The sequence below is a fragment of the Cyclobacterium plantarum genome, assembly GCF_011290685.1.
GTDB classification, from domain to species: Bacteria; Bacteroidota; Bacteroidia; order Cytophagales; family Cyclobacteriaceae; genus Cyclobacterium; species Cyclobacterium plantarum.
The window spans coordinates 26,190-45,900 of the sequence record NZ_JAANYN010000012.1; the positions used below are offsets into that span (position 1 = coordinate 26,190).

At 46.1% G+C, this 19,711-nt stretch carries 15 protein-coding genes; 2 read left to right on the forward strand and 13 right to left on the reverse strand.

Going from position 1 to position 19,711, the window contains the following annotated elements:
* Positions 1–5 precede the first annotated feature (5 nt).
* The 8 genes from G9Q97_RS21205 to G9Q97_RS21245 all read right to left on the reverse strand — a co-directional run bounded on the left by G9Q97_RS21205 (position 6) and on the right by G9Q97_RS21245 (position 11,393).
* Entirely contained in the window at positions 6–890 is an 885-nt protein-coding gene (locus tag G9Q97_RS21205; protein WP_166150632.1) for an SDR family NAD(P)-dependent oxidoreductase, read from the reverse strand.
* Between the two features lie 94 nt (positions 891–984).
* Positions 985–2,532 carry a lipopolysaccharide biosynthesis protein gene (locus G9Q97_RS21210; protein WP_222852052.1) on the reverse strand — a complete coding sequence of 516 codons (1,548 nt, stop codon included), beginning with the start codon at positions 2,530–2,532 and terminating at the stop codon, positions 985–987.
* A gap of 862 nt (positions 2,533–3,394) precedes the next feature.
* Positions 3,395–5,815: a GumC family protein gene (locus G9Q97_RS21215; protein WP_166150634.1), complete on the reverse strand. Its 2,421-nt coding sequence runs from the start codon at positions 5,813–5,815 to the stop codon at positions 3,395–3,397.
* A gap of 779 nt (positions 5,816–6,594) precedes the next feature.
* A complete protein-coding gene (locus tag G9Q97_RS21220) occupies positions 6,595–6,987 on the reverse strand; it encodes a four helix bundle protein (protein WP_166150636.1) in 393 nt (130 codons plus the stop codon).
* Between the two features lie 1,556 nt (positions 6,988–8,543).
* The gene (locus G9Q97_RS21230; RefSeq protein WP_166150647.1) at positions 8,544–9,857 is read right to left on the reverse strand and encodes a nucleotide sugar dehydrogenase; all 1,314 of its coding nucleotides are present in this window, start codon (positions 9,855–9,857) and stop codon (positions 8,544–8,546) included.
* A gap of 257 nt (positions 9,858–10,114) precedes the next feature.
* Positions 10,115–10,408, reverse strand: a complete 294-nt coding sequence (locus tag G9Q97_RS21235) for a GIY-YIG nuclease family protein (RefSeq protein WP_246255814.1) — start codon at positions 10,406–10,408, stop codon at positions 10,115–10,117.
* Between the two features lie 5 nt (positions 10,409–10,413).
* On the reverse strand, positions 10,414–10,593 hold the full coding sequence (locus tag G9Q97_RS21240; protein WP_166150651.1) for a hypothetical protein: 180 nt from the start codon (positions 10,591–10,593) through the stop codon (positions 10,414–10,416).
* Between the two features lie 65 nt (positions 10,594–10,658).
* Positions 10,659–11,393: a polysaccharide biosynthesis/export family protein gene (locus G9Q97_RS21245; protein WP_166150768.1), complete on the reverse strand. Its 735-nt coding sequence runs from the start codon at positions 11,391–11,393 to the stop codon at positions 10,659–10,661.
* 1,766 nt (positions 11,394–13,159) lie between these two features.
* Here G9Q97_RS21245 and G9Q97_RS21250 point away from each other — a divergent pair.
* Both G9Q97_RS21250 and G9Q97_RS21255 read left to right on the forward strand, forming a co-directional pair.
* Positions 13,160–13,408, forward strand: a complete 249-nt coding sequence (locus G9Q97_RS21250; protein ID WP_166150653.1) for a hypothetical protein — start codon at positions 13,160–13,162, stop codon at positions 13,406–13,408.
* Entirely contained in the window at positions 13,383–13,808 is a 426-nt protein-coding gene (locus G9Q97_RS21255) for a putative toxin-antitoxin system toxin component, PIN family (protein ID WP_222852053.1), read from the forward strand. Before G9Q97_RS21250 ends, G9Q97_RS21255 begins: the two co-directional genes overlap by 26 nt.
* 435 nt (positions 13,809–14,243) lie before the next feature.
* Here G9Q97_RS21255 and G9Q97_RS21260 read toward each other — a convergent pair whose 3' ends face one another.
* From G9Q97_RS21260 to G9Q97_RS21280, 5 genes are read right to left on the reverse strand one after another with little or no spacing between them, the layout of a single operon-like run.
* Entirely contained in the window at positions 14,244–15,197 is a 954-nt protein-coding gene (locus G9Q97_RS21260; protein ID WP_166150655.1) for a glycosyltransferase, read from the reverse strand.
* On the reverse strand, positions 15,197–16,159 hold the full coding sequence (locus tag G9Q97_RS21265; protein WP_166150657.1) for a glycosyltransferase family 2 protein: 963 nt from the start codon (positions 16,157–16,159) through the stop codon (positions 15,197–15,199). The genes G9Q97_RS21260 and G9Q97_RS21265 overlap by 1 nt, the downstream gene beginning before the upstream one ends.
* The gene (locus G9Q97_RS21270) at positions 16,159–16,716 is read right to left on the reverse strand and encodes a DUF4199 domain-containing protein (protein WP_166150659.1); all 558 of its coding nucleotides are present in this window, start codon (positions 16,714–16,716) and stop codon (positions 16,159–16,161) included. The genes G9Q97_RS21265 and G9Q97_RS21270 overlap by 1 nt, the downstream gene beginning before the upstream one ends.
* 3 nt (positions 16,717–16,719) lie before the next feature.
* The gene (locus tag G9Q97_RS21275) at positions 16,720–17,235 is read right to left on the reverse strand and encodes a DUF4199 domain-containing protein (protein WP_166150661.1); all 516 of its coding nucleotides are present in this window, start codon (positions 17,233–17,235) and stop codon (positions 16,720–16,722) included.
* Positions 17,228–18,475: a dihydroorotase gene (locus tag G9Q97_RS21280; RefSeq protein WP_166150663.1), complete on the reverse strand. Its 1,248-nt coding sequence runs from the start codon at positions 18,473–18,475 to the stop codon at positions 17,228–17,230. Before G9Q97_RS21280 ends, G9Q97_RS21275 begins: the two co-directional genes overlap by 8 nt.
* Positions 18,476–19,711: the final 1,236 nt, after the last annotated feature.

The window sequence follows — 19,711 nt, forward strand, 5'->3', positions numbered from 1 at the left end:
GTTAGTTATTTAAGTGAAAATCCTCCATCACAAATGATTGTTTGTCCAACTATAAAATTGGAAGCATCACTTAATAGAAATGCAGCCAATTCTGCAATCTCCTCGGGGGATGCTATTCGATTTTGCGGATTTAAATCACAATAGCTATTATCTCTTTGCTTTAAGAATTTTTTTTGCATTTCTGTAGAAATAATTCCTGGTGCAATTCCATTGACGATAATATTTTTTGGTGCAAGGGATATTCCTAAACCCTGGGTCAAACCAGCGATATCCCATTTGGTCATTCTATATGGATAAGTTGCTCCCACATATCCACCTTGGGAAGATATATTAATTACTTTTTTGACAGAACTTGTACTGGTATTTTGCTTTAACCAAATTCGACAAATTTCTTGAGTTAGAAAAAAAAGGCCCTTTGAGTTAATATCGTATACCTGCTCCCAATCCTCTTCTTTTACATTTGGGAAAAGTCCCTTTGATAGCACACCGGCATTGTTTACAAGTATATCAACCTCGCCTCCTAAAATTTCTTTGGCCTCTGTTAAATGACTTGATAACTTTTCTGTTTCACTTACATCCCAAGCCAAAATTCGGAGATTAGGATTACTAATAGTATTTGCTACTCTCTCCAATTTATGAAAGTTCCGACCCGTAATTAGCACAACAGCCCCTAAATCCAAAGCCTTCTGCGCAATTGCCAGTCCTATACCCGATCCTCCCCCTGTAACTATGATTCTTTTATCATTTAGCAGCTCTTCATATTTTACGTAAGTAACATTTATAGAAAGATGACCACCAGATGTAAGAATTTTAGGGGCTAGCCTGATTAATCTGGGAAAATTAGTAATCAGTATTCCACAAACTTTTAAAGCGGATTTTATTTTTTTCAAGATAGAACGTAACATATTAAAGAAAAAACAGAAGGAAATAGTTTCCAATTGAGTTCAATCAAAACCAATACTCTTATCTCTAAATTTTGGCCGGTCAAAATGGAAGACTCTTTAATTTTGAGTGAATGAGCTTTGTAAGCTTTTTTCGGATTTTGGAGGGCAGTCCAATATAATATATAGATATTGCTGTGATACCAAAAATAATTACTAATGATACAGCAAAATAGAATAAATCTCCCACTGGAAATAAATCTTTAATTAACAACGAAAGAGCAGTAGAAATAAAGATAACCCCGAGAATAGAAGGAAGGGTTTCTTTCAAGTAAGAAACAACAGGTAATCCTGTTAAATTTCCAACAATTTGTAAACGTACAATAAACATTATAACGTTTACTAAAATAGCAACATAAAAAACAAATTCCGGTCCAAAACCACCGTTCAATAAAATCCAGGAAACTATCAGAATACTAAATTGAAAAAAACCAAGTATGGATTCATAGGTCGCCATTTTGCCGGGTGCCCTTGCTGCGGTAGTTACGGGTAAACTTATCGAAAATATAAGACCTTCTACCAAACTTAACCTAGCGAATTCTACTGTATAACTGGGAGTTTCCTTTAACCAGTAGACAAGTATAGACTCCATTTCAATGAAAACGGGTAGAGCAAGAATCCACATCAAAAAAAAAGTTGCCTTAGATCCATTCGTTACCAATGCAAACATCTCCTCCTTTTCATTTGCAGCGTATGATTTAATAATAGGTGGGTATAAACTGGTATTAAATTGTGTGGCAAGTTTATTTGATTGTCCAGAAATATTTATTGCAATGGCTCTTGCAGCTACAACAAACGGAGTAAAATACTGATTAAGAAGCACTGTTATTGCTGCGCCCCTGGCTACTGTGGTTAATTGCCCAAAAAGAGTCCATCCTGTAAAACCAACTACCTCTCTCGCCAATCCAGCATCCCAAGATATATTTTTAATTTGGCATTCAGCATACCTATTAAAACAAATTATTGAATAAATTGTAGTGTCAATTAAAGAAACAAGCAGTAATAATAATCCATATACCAAAATCTTGTCGCCCGGCAGATAAATCAGCAAAAAGACAGCGGCAAGTTTAAGTATTGCATCGACAATTGCCATATAGGCATAGATTTTCATATCCTCATGGGCGATAATCATAGCCATTAATGGTGATTTAAGAATAGTAAGTACAAATGTAAAAACGGCGAGGTAGAAAAGTGAAACCAAAGTGTCAAGCCGGCCATCGGGAACTTCCAAATGATTTTCAACAAACCAAAGACCGCCAGTGTTCAGGATCACAAACGCTGCCAGCCCAATACCCAGATAAATTAGCGAATTAACTCCAAAGACCCTATTGAGTTTGTTCTGGTCTTGTTGCCCCAAGGCATGTGAAAAAAAACGCTGGGTTGCGGAGGCCATCGAACCAGGCAAAAAACTTAGTAAGGCAACTACTCCTCCCACCACATTGTAGAGCCCATAATCCTCCGCGCCAAGCGTATTCAATACAATACGAACAGTGTAAAGAGAAACCCCCATCGTAATGAGCATGCGCGAATACAACAGCAGCGTATTTTTAGCAATGCGCTTATTACGATTTGATTTAGTTTCAGTCAACATGAAGGAAATAAAAGTTGGTCATTAAAAAATTTATGTCACCTTTTACGGTAATTTGTTAAGGGCTAAGGAGCTTATTTCTGGTTGTTATTGTAGTAGATGTACTTTGTCCGGCTGGGTGGTGGTTGAGCTAATTTTTAGATTTGTTAAGGGTTAAGGGGCTTGTTTCTGGTTGTTGCGGTGGTAGCGGGGTGTTGTCCGGCTGGGCTGTTTTTGGGCAGCTCCCCAGCTTTGTTAAGGGTTAAGAGCCTTGTTTCTGGTTGTTATTGTTATAGCGGGGTGTTGCCCGGCTAGGTGGTTGTTAGGCTGATTCCTGGAATTGTTAAGGGTTAAAATGCTTATTTCTGGTTGTTATCGTGGTAGCGGGGTGTTGCCCGGCTGAGAGATCGTTAGGCTGATTTCTGGGTTTGTTAAGGGTTAAGCAGTTGCGCAAAAATCCGTTGGATTTTTGGGAATACCATTGTTTAACCCTTAACTACAACGGTTCCATTTCAAATAAGCTAAACTGAAAAACAACAGATCTCAACTTCTCAGCCCCTTCCGAACCATATTAACCCTTAACCAGCACGATTCGACCTTTAAACACCTTCCCTGCAAACCACCACCTTTATACTCTTCTGCCCATTCCGAGCCAAATTAACCCTTAACTATCACGGTTCAACAACCAATAAGCTCAACTGCAAAACAACTGGTCTCAACTTCTCAGCCCCTTCCGAACCATATTAACCCTTAACAACCACGATTCAACTTGATTCAACCTTAATTACCAACAAGAAACATTGACCATTTCGCCACCTTTCCTACCATTAACCACCAGGATTCAACCTAAAACAAGCACTGATGCCAACCAGCAACTTTGATTCCCTCAGCCTCTTCCAAGCCACTTCCTCCAGGACTTCTTCTCCTGCTGGTCTTCGGCATAATAACCGTAGCCATAGCCATAACCGTAACCGTAGCCATAGCGTTGGGCTTTTTTCTCTACTCCGTTAAAGATCAGGTAGGCCTTGTTGAGGATTTGCTGCTTCTTCAGGGTGTTGATATGCTCAATAAAAAGCCTTTGGCTGTAATTGTAGCGGATCACAAAGAGGCAAAGGTCTGCCAGCTGTATCAGGTCCAGGGATTCGGAGACCAGGCCTACGGGTGGTGTGTCCAGGATAATGACATCGTAACGCTCACGCATGGCCGTAAGCATTTCCCTGAAACGGTCGGTAATCAGCAGCTCGGCGGGATTGGGCGGTATGGGGCCGGAGGCGATCACGTCCAGGTGCTCGTAGTCGGTAGCCTGGATCACCGCATTCAGATCTGATTCCTGTCCGCTGAGGTAGGTGGATAAGCCGTTTTTGTTTTTAAGTTTAAAATCATCGAAGATCCGGGGTTTGCGCAGGTCGCAGCCGATCAATAAGGTCTTCTTGCCGCTTAGCGCATAGACGGAGGCCAGGTTGATGCTGCTAAAAGTCTTGCCTTCCCCGGAGATGCTGGAGGTGATCATGATCACGGAAGGCTGCTCACGGGGCAGGATAAAGTTCAGGTTGGCCCGCAGGGATCGAAATGCCTCCGTGACCCCGGAGCGGGGATGGTTGAGGACCACCAGGTTGTCCTTTTCCTCGCTTTGGTTGATGCTGCTCAGCAGGGTAAGGTTGGATTTCCTTTCCAGTTCCTTGCCATCCTTGATTTTGGTATTGAAATAGTTGCGCAGCATGCTGAAGCCTACTGGAATCATTCCTCCTATTATAATCGCTGCTAAAAATGTTAGCGCCTTCTTGGGGCTGATAGGCCGGGGATTGACCAGGGCCGTTTCGATGATTTTGTTGCTGGGCGTATTGGATGCCCGGGTGATGGCGGACTCGGCCCGCTTTTGCAGCAGGAAGGTGTACAGCTCCTCATTCAGGGAAAACTCCCGCTGTATGCGGATCAGGTTCTGCTCGGTCTGGGGCAGGCTGCCAAAGGTGCTTTCTATGCGCCCTATGCGCTCCTCCAGGTCGTTGATCAGCAGCAGGGCATTCTGGTCGACATTCTGAAGCAGTTCCAGTATGGACTGATTCATGTCAGCGATCTGCCTGTTCACTTCCCGTACCGGAGGGGCAATCTCCGTCAGCCTGGAGGCATGCATGGATTTTTCGGCCTGCAGCTCCAGCAGGTTTTCGATCAGGGTATTCAGGATGGGATCTTCTATGCCCAGTCCGGAGGGCACCACGATATTGTTGTAGTCCTCCCGCTGCAGGTAGCGCTGCAGCTGCTGGAAATACTGGCGCTTGTACTTTTCCTGGGCCAGCTGTGTTTCCAGCTCCTTGAGTTGCTCGAAAATGGCCGTTCCCTCGGAGCTGAGGTCGTAGATGGCATTGTTGGAGCGGAAATTTTCCAGCCGGTTTTCGATGTACATCAGGGAATCCGAAAGCACCACCAGCTGGGCATCGATAAAGTCTATGGTATTGCTGGCCATAGCGTTTTTCTCCTGCAGCTCGTTTTCCAGGTACACGGATTGCAGCGTATTCAGGTAATCCCTGCCCTTGGCAGGCGTCTCGGTCTTCAGGGTGAGTTGCAATATGGTAGACTGCTTGTCCATGGGAGAGATCTGCAGGTCCTCCCCGGTATACTGGTTGACCAGGCTGTAGCGGTCGCGCAGGCGGATCAGCATTTCGCCCTCGCTGTCGGCCCCGGTCAGCCCTACCCGGAAGCGGTTCATGGGCAGCTCCACCCATTCACCGAAACGGTAAGTCTCCTTCGGAGATGCAGGATCTTCCAGGGCTTCGCGGCTATCGCTATCGGGAAAGATTTGGTTGAAATTGGCATCCTCGTAACTCAGTGTAAAGGTCTGCCGGTCGGACCATTGGATGCGGATCAGGCCGTTGGCCAGCTGGGGATGGCTCCAGTCCACCTCCACGGCAATGGGGGTTTTCTGGTACAGTTCTTTTTGCACAAATACCTCTTCCTGAAAATACTCCACGTCAAAATCCAGTAGGTCCAGGGCGGCTTCGGCGATGGGGCGGGATTTGAGGATGATCATCTGGTTGCCCAGCACCATTTCATCTCCTCCCATCATGCCCAGTCCGGTGGTTTCAAAAATCCCGGTAAGGGGGCTTTCTTTTTCCTTGACAAAAAACTTGGAAGAGACCTGGTACACGGGCACAGAAAAGCGGATGATCAGGTAAGCCAGGGAGAGGGTAATGCCCAGGGAGAGCAGTATATAGTACCGGATGCGCCAGACTTGCAGCAGCAGGTCCTTTACATCGATCAGGTCTTCCTCCGGCACTGCCACCGGCGGCCTTTGCGGGTCGGGTTGATTCATTCGTGAGCTGTTTTTATATCGTTAGTGTTGTTTTGAAGGGTTTAATGCTTAACTGGTTTTGAAGAGGTTAATTGTTTAACTGCTTAACTGTTTAATTGATGGGAAATCGTGCGATTTTCCATTTTCGAACCTATTTTATAAAACGAACATTTTCAGGATAATTACCAAACTTCCTCTTCTACGTGAACCCAACGATTAAACAATTAACCGATTAAGCGATTAAACAATTTCGCACACGTTTTTTGAATACGATCCCAATATCAATATTGGTCCTCTTTCTTTAAAACGAGCACGTTTGGATTAACTGTTTATTTGTTTAACTGGTTAATTGGTTAACTGATGATAAATCGTTCGATTTACTATTTTTCGTACCTATTTTTTGGCTACGAAAACATTATCTATCACTCCTAATAATCTTCAAAAACGAAAAATCAACAATTAAACGATTAACCAAATAAGCGATTAAACATCATCTCACACGTTTTTTGAATACGATCTCAATCTCATTGTTCATGCACTTACATCAAAGACAAGCATGTATGGGATAACTGTTTAATTGATGGGAAATCGTTCGATTTTGCATTTTCGAACCTATTTTATAAAACGAACATTTTCAGGATAATTACCAAATTTCCTCTTATACGTGAACCCAACGATTAAACAATTAACCGATTATGCGATTAAACATCTTCGCACACGCTTTTTAAATACGATCCCAATATCGATATTGGTTCTCTTTCTTTAAAACGAGCACGGTTGGATTTTTCAAAAATGAAAAATCAACGTTTATTTTTCAGTGTTTCCTTATTCCTTAACTGATATTTGTACAGGGAATTCAGTTTGTTGGAAATTTCATCAATCTGCAATCTGGTTTTTTCATAGGTCATTTGATCAATATATTCCATATCAATTGCTGTATTTAAATGATCTATGGTTTCCATTGCACTAGAATAGGAAATATTTGTAAAGTGGGCCTGATCAAAATTGGAAGCCCTTCCTGAACCTTCTGCTATGTTCGCCGAAATACTGTCAGCGGATCTTCTTAACTGGCTAGTAAGTTCGTACCGCTCAGATTTCGGAAAATCCATTGAGATTTTTCGAATGTCAATTTTAAATATCCTAGCCAATTTATAAACATCCAACTTTTCGAAAGAATAGATATGATAGCTCATTAGATCGTTAGTGTAAATTTTGACTTGATTTAAAGTGTTTAATTGGTTAACTGGTATTGAAGGGTTTAATTGGTTAATTGCTTAACTGTTTTTCAAAGGGTTAACTGTTTAATTGGTTAACTGATTAACTGATGGGAAATCGATCATGATACCAATTTCGTACATGGTTTATAAGGGCGAAGATTTGCAGGGAATGGTTAAACATACTCTACAACCAGCACCAATCGATTAAACAATTAAACCTTTAAGCGATTAAACATTTTCGCACACGCTTTTTGAATACGATACCAATCTCATTGTTCATGCACTTACACCAAAGACAAGCACGTATGGGATAACTGTTTATTTGGTTAACTTGTCCTGAAAGGTTTATTTTTTTAACTGGTTAATTGGTTAACTGATAAATCATTCGATTTACTATTTTTCGTACCTATTTTTTGGCTACGAAAACATTATCTATCACTCCCAATAATCTTCAAAAACGAAAAAATCAACAATTAAACGATTAACCAATTAAGCAATTAAACATTTTAGGACAGTAGAGGATGGATGGGTTTTGATTTTCCTTTTGTATCAACTGGATGAGCTGGAAAAGCAAATAGCTTTTACCCACCCTGCGTTGCCCGGTCAGTACCTTAATGATATTTTTTCCTATAAATGGCCTTAACTTGTTGAGGTAAGCAGTTCGGACCCGAATATGTGCCGGTAACTTTATTTCCATTTCTATAAATACATTTATAACTTTATGGTTATTACTGTAAAGTTATAAATATAACTATAATAACGAGGAAATGGGAAACTTTAAGGGTTAAGTGCTTTGTTTCTGGTTGTTATTGTGGTAGCGGGGTGTTGCCCGGCTGAGATGTCGTTAGGCTGAATGGGAAAGTTGTTAAGGGTTAAGGGCCTTTTTTTGGTTGTTATCGTGGTAGCGGGGTGATGCCCGGCTGGGTTGTGTTTAGGCAGCTCCGCAGCTTTGTTAAGAGTTAAGCGGTTGTGCAAAAATCCAAAGGATTTTTGGGGATACGATTGTTTAACCCTTAACAACCACGGTTCGACTACTAACAAGGCCAACAGCAAAACATCTCATCTCAACCACTCAACCCGATCAGCACCATTTTAACCCTTAACAACAACGGTTCGACCAAACAAAAGCTCCGGTGCCAGGAAGCAACTTTGATTCACTCAGCCCCTTTCCAGCATCTTTAACCCTTAACAACCACGGTTCAACTTTACATAAGGACAATAGCTAAACAACCCTTTTCTACTCCTCAGCCCGTCTCGAACCATATTAACCCTTAACAACCACGTCTCCACTCCTAACCAGCTCCCCTGCATATCAGCCCCGAAATACTCCTATGCCCATTCCGAGCCATATTAACCCTTAACAACCACGGTCCGACTTCAATCAAGCTCAAATTCCGGCAAGAAGCATTGACCAGCTCACCACCTTTCCTACCATTAACCACCACGATTCAATTGCCAACAAGCCCAATTGCCAAACATCTCGTCTCGACCCCTCAGCCGATTCCGAGCTTCGTTAACCAGCGCCTCCGGCGCTAAAGCCTCGCATCCACCTTATCCTTATCCAGCACAGCCTTCACATCGAACACGACCAGGTCCTTGTGCTTCTGAATGGGGAGCTTTTTGAATTTCTGGTGGGCGACGGCCAGGATGATGGCGGAATAGTCCTCGATATTGGGGCAGTCCTCTCCGCCAATGATCTGCACGCCGTATTCGTGGGCGACTTCTTCCGGGCTGGCCCAGGGGTCGTAGACATCCACATCCATATCAAAGGAACGCAGTTCCTGGAATATATCGATCACACGGGTGTTGCGTACATCGGGGCAGTCTTCCTTAAAGGTAAAGCCCAGGATCAGTACCTTGGAGTCGATCACTTTCAGGTCTTTGCGCATCATGTGTTTGATCACCTCGGTGGCCACATGCTTGCCCATGGAGTCGTTTAACCGGCGACCGGCCAGGATGATTTCGGGATGGTAGCCCACTTCCTGTGCTTTCTGGGCCAGGTAAAAGGGGTCCACGCTGATGCAGTGACCGCCTACCAGTCCCGGTTTGAAGGGCAGGAAGTTCCACTTGGTGCCGGCAGCAGCCAGGACCTCATGGGTATCGATCTGCAGCAGGTTAAATATCTTGGACAATTCGTTGACAAAGGCGATGTTGATGTCCCGCTGGGAGTTTTCGATCACTTTTGCGGCTTCGGCCACCTTGATGCTGCTGGCCTTGTGGGTGCCGGCGGTGATTACCTCCCGGTACAGGCTGTCCACGTACTCGGCCACTTCGGGAGTGGAACCGGAGGTTACCTTCAGTATTTTGGCCACAGTATGTTCCTTGTCTCCGGGATTGATCCTTTCGGGAGAATAACCGGCATAGAAGTCCTCGTTATAGCGCAGGCCGCTGACTTTTTCCAGCACCGGCACGCATTCTTCTTCCGTCACGCCGGGATAAACGGTAGATTCATAGATGACCACATCCCCTTTTTTCAGGTATTTGCCGATGGTCTCGGAAGCCTTGAGCATGGGGGTGAGCACGGGGCGGTTGTGCCTGTCTGTGGGGGTGGGCACGGTGACTACATAAATCTGGCAGTCTTCCAGGTTTTTGGGGTCACAGGTATTGAAAAGGCCCTTTTGCCCGGTTTGGGGATTGGCGGAGAGCACCTTTTTCAGGTCCTCATCGGCCACTTCCAGGGTACCGTCTTTTCCGGCATTGAGTTCTTTGACTCTTTTTTCGGAGATATCGAATCCTATTACGGGAAATTTTTTGGCGAATTCTACAGCCAGGGGCAATCCTACATAGCCCAGTCCGATTATGGCGATTTTTGCCTCAGCAAGAGGTTTTAGTGGTGCTGTTGTCATTGTGATTAGATTCTAAAACAGTCAAAAAGATGTTTTTTGCTGATAATTAAATAGTTAAATGAAAGATGCAAATATAATTGATTGTCTTCGATTTTGCTCAGGCTGCAGTAATGTTTTTCGTATGTGTCCGGAAGTGTGGGCTTCGGCTCCGCTCAGCCCACGAGGACGTGTCCGTAAGCGTGGGTTGAGCGGAGTCGAACGGGCGGACCCTGAGCCGAGTCGAACGGGCGGACCCTGAGCGGAGTCGAACGGGCGCATTACTTCCTATTCCTAAAATGTGTTTCGTTATTACATTCGGCAAGTTTCCGGATTTCAGCTGTCGCTCCGTTGATCAATGCTTCCTTTTTCTTTCTGGACCAGCCTTGCACTTGCTTTTCCCGGTAATAGGCTTCATCGATTCTGCCGTAGGTTTCGAAATAGACCAAGCTGACAGGCAGGCGGGCTTTTGTATGGTTGGCACCTTCTCCCATCTGGTGTTGCAAAAGCCGTCGATCCAGATCGGTTGTACTACCCGTATAATAACTACCATCTGCGCATTCCAATATGTACATGTACCCTACCATCTTTCAATGACGCCTATTCCGCTGGCTTCGGCTACGCTGGCTTCGGCTACGCTCAGCCACCGAAGCCGCCGTAAAGATTCGCGGTGCCTGAGCGGAGTCGAAGGCACAGCTTCGCCTCCTGAGTCCCATGATGCGGTACGGAACCCACCCGAAGGCATGTAAATGGAGTACAAAAAAATAAATTGAAATGGGGATAAAAAATCCCTTTTTCAATAAATAGCGTTATTTCAATTCCTGTTTAATTGATGGCATTCAGGACCAGCAAGACCGCCGACAAGGTGGTCACGGCCAGTTGAAAGGTTTGGACAAAATTCACCCCGGTACCGAGTTCACGGATCTTCATGGGTTCGGCATACAGCATGTCGTTGGGACGAATGAAGTAAAACTCGGATTCCACTATCCGCTTATCGTTCAGGTTTACGCGAAAGGACTTGGTGCCTTCCGGATATTGGCGGATGAGCACCACTTCGTTTCGTTTGGCGGTGGTGGTCATGTCGCCGGCATGGGCAATGGCCTGAAAGATGCTGATGCGGTTTTGCAGTATGGTAAAGTTACCGTTGCGGTGAAATTCTCCCAGGGCAGAGAAGCGCACGCCTCCCAGGCGGACCCGTACAAAGAAATCCTCTTCGTTTACATAGGCTTTGAGTTTGCTTTCTATCAGGCTTTGTGCTTCTTTGGTGGTCAGGCCCAGCAATTTAATCTCTCCAAGCAGGGGCAGCTCCACCTCACCATTTTCATCCAGGGTATAGCCGTTGATAAAGAAGATATCGCCTCCATTTTGGGCACCTTGTGCCATGTTCATCCGGGCTGATTGATCGCCGGTGGCGATACCGAAAATCTCATTCAGTTCTTCAGAGGTGGTTTTGACGTTGATGTCCACCACGTCGTTGTATTGTAAATAATAATCTTCGGAAATATTGGGAACCAGTTCGCTTTCGGTGTACAAGGGAATTTGCTCGTCTGTATCCTGCATATAGATGATGCGTTCATTGGAAATGCAGGAAGCTGCCAAAAACAAAACAATGCTGGTAAAAAATAGGGACTTAAAGACTTTCATTTATAGGGTATAAGGGAACTTTATTCTGCAGGGCAAATATATTTAAAAGCAGGGCAGCAAAAAAACGGATATTGCATTTTTTCACCGAACAGATGAAAAAATATATTTTAAACTTTTGGTTGAAGGCATATATACCACATTTCTAAGGAAAAGTATCCTTTTTTTCTCCTATGCGGCGCCAAATGCCTTAGGCGAGCGGGGATGCGATGATGTGATGTTGGGATGATGGGATGGTTTGATGGTTTGATGATATGATGATGGGATGATGCGATGGCAGAAGGATTGTTTAATTGGTTAAGGGGTTAATTGATTTGGGAAGGGTCAGCACCGGAGGGAAATCGGCCGTCCCTACGGGACTTTGGGGCAATCGTCGGCTTTTGGTCCGTGGGCTGAAAACCCACGGTTATTATATGAGTCGTGCCTACGGCACTGGGGTTGGCGGTGGCTTTGATGTCCACGTAATCAGGATTGCAAATCCTGTTTATCTGGGTTCGACATTACAAATGTCGAACAGCGGAATAGCGGAGCTCCTCGGGATTTGCAATCCCGTGGACAGATTAAGGGGGATTTGTAATCCCCGGACCAGTGCGGATCTGTGGTGAATTATTTTGTTTTTATCTGATACCTTCAGTTAAAAGCTCCGCTAGGAGCGGCCTATCTAGTAACCATGGGGTTCAGCCCATGGTTTTAGGCCAATCTCCGGGGCAAAGTGCCGTAGGTACGGAACATTTGTACGGCCCCGTCACTTATCGGCCGTCCCTACGGGACTTTGGGGCAATCGTCGGCTTTTGGTCCGTGGGCTGAAAACCCACGGTTATTATATGGGTCGTGCCTACGGCACTGGGGTTTGCGGTGGTTTTGATGTCCACGTAATCAGGATTGCAAATCCTGTTTATCTGGGTTCGACATTACAAATGTCGAACAGCGGAACAGCGGAGCTCCACGTGATTTGCAATCCCGTGGACAGATTAAGGGGGATTTGTAATCCCCGGAGGTGTGCGTTGTCTTTTTTGGTCACTGAGGACTCGAAGAAGGCACAGAGGGCACGAAGGGTTTAATTGGGTAACTGGTTAATTGATTTGGGAAACTTGTCTAAGGTCCTAAAAACTTTTAGAAAATGATCCGGCATTGCAAATGCCTCGTGCACGTAAATAAATGGATACGAGGGATGTAGTTAGAAACTACACCCAGAAAGAGTTATATCAGACCAAAAAAATCTTTGCTGATCGGTGGTGAATTTACCCTACAATTAACCGATTAAACATTTTAACCCTTAACAACCACGATTCAACCTAAAACAAGCCCTGATGCCAAGCAGCAACTTTGATTCCTTTATCCGCTTACCAGCATCTTTAACCCTTAACAACCACGGCTCCACTTCTATTACGCTCAACTGCAAAACTACAGGTCTCAACTTCTCAGCCCCTTCCGAGCCATTTTAACCCTTAACCAACGCGGTTGAAACCAAACCCAGCCATCCTGCCCAAGTGCCCGTCTCCAGCTCCTCCACCCGGTTCGAGCCAATTAACGAAAAAAATCCGTGCCAATCCCTGGTGAATTATTTTGTACTTAGCAGGACTAAGCACAAATGCTAATCCAAGACCATGTACCTATTTCTTTGGCTATTGCGTTAAATGTATTAAATTAATCTTTAGATGTTAAATCTTCAGTAACTATTACTTATGGAAACCGAGCACACCAATCTTACCAATTTGCAGCGTGAAATGTTGGGACTATTCGCCAGGGAAGTTTCAGAGGAGGAACTGCAGGAAATCAGGGACTTGCTGACTTCTTATTTTGCTGAAAAGGCGATGGATTTATCTGACAGAGTTTGGGATGAAAAAGGCTGGACAGCTGAGGATGCGGAGAAAATGGCCCATTCAAAAATGAGAACCCCTTACAAAAGTGACAGTCCAAAGAAAGATTCCTAAAATTGTGCTGGACACAAATATTTTTTTGGTTTCCCTATCCAGGAAATCCCCTTACCATTGGGTATTTAAAAATTTTATTCAGGGAAAATTTCAACTTTGTGTAAGTAATGAAATTCTTTCTGAATATGCCGAAATAATTGAAAGACATATGGGAAGGGAGGTAGCTGATGCCACTTTACAGGTTTTATTTGAAACCCCCTATTTGATAAAAACGGTAATTTATTTTAAATGGGGAATTCTGGATGACCCAGATGATAATAAATTTTCGGATTGCGGTTTTGCAGTAAATGCAGACTATTTGGTTACCCATGATAAGGGTTTTGGAAAATTGAAAGAATGGAAGTTCCCCCGGTTAGCCGTTATTGATGCAAAACAGTTTAGCGAATTGCTTGAAGGTTAATACAATAGCTCACTAAGAAGGAGGGCACGAAGGGTTTAACTGGTTAATTGATTTGGGAAACTTGTCTAAGGTCCTAAAAACTTTTAGAAAATGATCCGGCATTGCAAATGCCTCGTGCACGTAAATAAATGGATACGAGGGATGTAGTTAGAAACTACACCCAGAAAGAGTTATATCAGACCAAAAAAATCTTTGTTGATCTGTGATGAATTTACCCTACAATTAACCGATTAAACATTTTAACCCTTAACAACCACGGCTCCACTTCTATTACGCTCAACTGCAAAACTACAGGTCTCAACTTCTCAGCCCCTTCCGAGCCATATTAACCCTTAACCAACGCGGTTGAAACCAAACCCAGCCATCCTGCCCAAGTGCCCGTATCCAGCTCCTCCACCCGGTTCAAGCCAATTAACGAAAAAAATCCCTGGTGAATCATTTCCATTTGGTGGGCAAGGAATATTCCGTGATCACCCCTAGTCCATAGGCCAGAAGCTGTCCGTAGGAGGTCAGCAAGGACAAAAGTGCTACTTTGGGACTGCCCAAAGCATTTACCAGCAAAGCCAGACTCCATGCTGCATAGGCCAAAGCCAGCAGCCTGCTTCCGGTGGGCCAGAGCCAGGCAAGTACAGGCAGGGCAAGGATGCCTAGTAAAAACAAAACCGGCAGGAGGTGCACCGCTTTTACCGCCTCCGGGTGAAAGTGCCGGATAAATACCCGGTTGCGGCCAAACTGGAAGCTTTGCCGCAGAAAGGAGCGAAAATCATTTTTGCGCTGGTGGTAGACAAAAGCCTCCGACACCAGCTCCAGCCTGAAGCCGGCCTTTTTGATCCGCAGGCTGATCTCTATGTCTTCCGCCATATTGGGGTGGGCAAAGCCTCCGAGTTGCTCATAGACAGTCCGGGAAAAACCCATGTTGTATCCCCGGGCCTGGTATTTGGCGGGGTCTTTCATTTTGCCGCGGATACCGCCGGTGGTCAGAAAGGAGGTCATGCTGAAATTCATGGCCTTCTGCCAGTCATTGAAGCCGGCATCGGCATCATCCGGCCCTCCATGGGCCTGCAGGTTTCGCTTCCGGATGGCCTGCTCCAGCACTTCCAGGTATTGGGGAGGTATGATACAGTCGGAATCAAAAAAAACAAAATATTCACCCTGAGCCAGCTCCATACCCTTGTTTCGGGCAAAACCCTGTCCGCTGTTGGACTGGTAATGGTACTGCAGGTGTAGCTTTTCCCTGAAGGCTTCCACTACCGGCTCCGCGGTATCGGCCGACCCATCCTCCACCAACACCACTTCAAAATCCAAAAAAGTTTGCCGGCACAGGCTATCCAGCAGGAGCTGCACTTCTACCGGGCGGTTATAGACCGGAATGATGATGGAAAAGCGCATCAGGATCCCGGGTTAATTTCTTCTTCGATATTGTAATCGCTTTTCTGGGAATTGGAAGAGGTCATCATTTCGGCCAGGAAGCCGGTAAGAAACAGTTGTACCCCCACGATCAGGGCCACAAGTGCCAGAAAAAAGAGGGGTTGGTTGGTGATCTCCCGAACGTGCAGGCCCAGTCGCAGTCCGCGGATTTTTTCAAAGATCAGCCAGGCGGTAATGATCAGCCCCGAGACAAAGGACAGCGTACCGAGCAATCCAAAAAAGTGCATGGGGTTTTTGCGGTAGCGGTTGACAAAAGAAACGGAGATCAGGTCCAGGAAGCCATGGACAAAACGCTCCAGACCGAATTTGGTGCTGCCATATTTCCGGGGGCGGTGTGCCACTTCTTTTTCTCCGATCTTGCTAAAACCGTTCCACTTGGCAATCAGGGGGATGTAGCGGTGCATTTCCCCGTAAATGTGGATATTTTTGACCACCTTCCGGGCATAGGCCTTCAGTCCGCAATTGAAATCATGCAGCTTGATGCCGGAGAGCATACGGGTAACCCGGTTAAAGAAGCGGGACGGCAGGGTTTTGGACAGGGGATCAAAACGTTTCCGTTTCCAGCCACTGACCAGGTCATACCCTTCTTCCCGGATCATGCGGTACAGTTCGGGTATCTCCTCGGGGCTGTCCTGCAGGTCGGCATCCATGGTGACCACCACCTCCCCTGCTGCCCGGGAAAAACCGGTGTCCAGGGCAGCGGATTTGCCATAATTGCGGAAAAAACGGACGGCTTTTACGCAGGCGCCCTGTCGGGAAAGGCTTTGAATCACCTCCCAGGAACCATCAGTAGAGCCATCGTCTACATAAATCAACTCGTACGACAAGCCGGAAGCGTCCATCACCTTACTGATCCAGGCCTGCAATTCGGGCAGGGATTCTTCTTCATTGTAAACCGGTATGACGATGGATAACTGGGTCATTAAAAGTCTTTTGTTTTATCTCTTTTCTTAAGAATGGCGCCTAATATCAGGGCCAGGATGGCATAAACGATAAGGGATATGCCGAAGGCCTTGAATTGACCGGCAATGGTAAAGCTATTGGCCATTTCGCTGCGCATTTCATCGATCTGATCTCCCGAAATGCTGTCGCCGGCACCGAAACTGTCCAGCATGGCCACCATGTTTTCCAGCTGGGTTTCCACCAGCAGTTCCGGCAATCCCGGATCGATCACAAAATACAGGAGCATATTGCCCAGTGTGGAGATCAGCCCGGAGATGATGAGGGTAACAAAGGAAAACTGGAAAGCAGCCCCAAAATCCATATAGCCGCCTATTTCCTTGCGGTATTGGCTGCCAAAATAGATGACCAGCGCAAAAAAGATGACCAGTATGGAGATGCCATACCAGGCTGCAACCAGGAAGCTGTAGTCGATGAAATAAATGATAAAATTGATGGCCAGCATGACCAGCCCGATGACCAGTCCTGCATTCAGCGCGGCTCTGGCCGGCGTGTTGCTTTGTTGTGCTTGTGGTTCCATAAGTTATGTATTAACAGTTCTCTTTAAAATTATGGAAATTATTATGGTAAAGAACAATCCGGGAAAGATTTTTCTAAGGAAATCGTTGGTGGCCACATCCAGGATGCTCATGGCAGACAGGCTGGCAAGGGTTTCGGTATAGGCCGTTTCATTCAATTGTTCTTCCAGGATCTGCCGGTTATCTTCCATTAACTTCAGGTTTACCTGGCGGAAAGCCTCAAAAGTGGGTGGATCCAGGTGCAGGAAGACATAGACATACAGGGCGGAAAGCAGGGCCATCAGGCTGTAAACAAAAAAGCCCACACTCATGCCCTGGCTGAAATAAAGGTTACCCCCATTGAATCCGTCCCGGAAGCTTTTGATTCCGAAAAAAACAAATACCGGGACAAACACATAGCCCAGGATCAGGTTCATGCTGAGGGGTTCCACGTCCAGGGCGTACATGGTTAGAAATCCAAAAAGGCACAATCCCGCACCGGAAAGGCCAAAAGGCCAGGCTGCCCTGAGGTAGCTATTCATGGATGCCCTCCGTTTTTTCCCGGTTGATCAGGTATTTGACCTTTCCCTTCAGTTCCTTCCCCCAAAAGGGTGAGTTTTCTGCCAGAGAGGCATTGCTGTTGTGGTCCAGGGTCCAGGTAGCTTCGGGGTCAAAGACGGTAAGGGTATCCCAGGCAGTTTCTTCTTTGCCCAATACTTTTTGCGGGCCGGAGCATAGCTTGCTGATCAGCAAGGGGTAGCCCAGTTCCTCTTCCAGGCTAACCAGTGCCGGCACGAAGGTAGGCAGTCCGGACATGCCAAAGGGAGAGAGGTCAAACTCCATGTTTTTGGCATCGTTGTCATGGGGCACATGGTTGGATACCAGGGCATCTATGGTGCCATCCTTCAGGCCTTCCAGCAGGGCTTCCCTTTGTGCTTTGCCCCGGAAAGGGGGCATCACTTTCAGGCAGGTATCAAATTCCAGCAGGTCCTCATCGGTAAAGAGCAGCTGGTAAATGGAAATATCGGCTGTTACGGCCAGGCCTTCTGCTTTGGCCTGGCGGATTTGTTGCAGGGCACCCCGGGTACTGACGGTCTGAAAATGCAGGCGTCCTCCGGTATAACGGAGGATTTCCAGGTTTTTCTGTACGGCCACTTCTTCGGCCAGATCAGGAATGCCTTTTAGGCCCAGGCGGGTGGAAACGATTCCCTCATGCATCTGCCCAAACAGGGCCAGCATGGGGTCCTGGCTCTGGTCAAAGAGTACCCCATTGATCCGCTGCAGGTATTGCAGGGCCTTCATCAGGCGATCGGAATGGGAAAGCGGCACCAGGCCCTCTCCAAAAACCTGTATGCCATAATGGTTCAGGTCCAGCATTTCGGTAAGCCCTTCTCCCTTAAAATCCCTGGTCACCGCCGCCTGAATATGGAAAGTGGGAAAAAGGTGGCTGGTATGGTTTTGCACATAGGCCACTTCATTCTTGGACTGCAGGGGTGGCTGGGTATTGGGCATGATTACGGCTTCGGTAATTCCTCCCTGAGCCAGGGCTTTGGCCAGGCTTTCCAGGGTCTCCCGGTACTCCTCTCCGGGTTCGCCGGAAAAGCAGCGCAGGTCGGTCCAACCCCTGGAACCCAGCAGCCCGCTACAATCGAGAAGGGTTTCATCCGGCCCGGGATGGGTGGAGGGGGCATTTTGAAGGGTTTTGCCATCGTACAGATAATCAGCCGGTGGAAGGATCTCCTTATCGGTGATGATTTTCAGTGACTGGAAGCGTAGGCTCATGTGAATTGTTATTTTTGCAAAACTGCAATTTTATTCCCTAAAATGGAAATAAAAGAAAGGGAAGGATGAGGTTGAGGGGCGTGTTTTTGGTGGTTGTTGTAGTAGTTGATTTTTGTCCGGCTGGGTGGTTGTTGGAGCTGCATCCGGAATTTGTTAAGGGTTAAGGGTTAAGCGCCATGTTTTTTGTAGTTACTCTTGTCTTTGGATTTGGGCTGATTTGGTGGTCGTTTGGCTGAATCGCAGATTTGTTAAGGGTTAATTGGTTAAATGTTTATTTGAGGGTGTCACTGTTCGATTTCCCATTTCCAAAAGCACGGCTCCGCGGAATTTGTAATTCCGTGGTGCAGATAAAAAGGGATTTGTAATCCCCGAACATGCACGAACATCATCCGGCATTGCAAATGCCTCGTGCACGTAATTAATTGGATATAAGGGATGTAGTTAGAAACTACACCCAGAGAGAGAAGGATTCGATGATGTGATGATGTGATGGTGTGGTGATATGATATGATGGTGTGGGGATGTGAGCTGCCTTGCCTGTGGTGAATCTTTTTGTTTTTATCCGGTACCACTTGTTAAAAGCTCCGTTAGGAGCGGTCGATCTAATAACCATGGGGTTCAGCCCATGGGTTTAGGCCAATCTCTGGGGACAAAGTGCCGTAGGTACGGAACATTTGTACGCCCCCGTCAAATATCGGTCGTCCCTACGGGACTTTGGGTCAATCGTCAGCTTAGAGTCCGTGGGTTGAAACCCACGGTTATCCTATCGGACGTGCCTACGGCACTGGGGTCGGTGGTGGCTTTGGTGTGCGCGTAATCAGGATTACAAATCCTGGTTATCTGGGTTCGACATGGCAAATATCGAACAGCGGAGCTGCGCGGAATTTGTAATCCCCGAACGTAAACGAACATCATCCGGCATTGCAAATGCCTCGTGCACGTAATTGATTGGATATAAGGGATGTAGTGAGAAACTACACCCAGAGAGAGTCGTGCCTACGGCACTGGGGTCGGTGGTGGATTTGGAGTGCGCGTAAACAGGATTACAAATCCTGGTTATCTGGGTTCGACATGGCAAATATCGAACAGCGGAGCTCCGCGGAATTTGTAATCCCCGAACGTGCACGAACATGATCCGGCATTGCAAATGCCTCGTGTACGTAATTGATTGGATATAAGGGATGTAGTGAGAAACTACACCCAGAGAGAGTCGTGCCTACGGCACTGGGGTCGGTG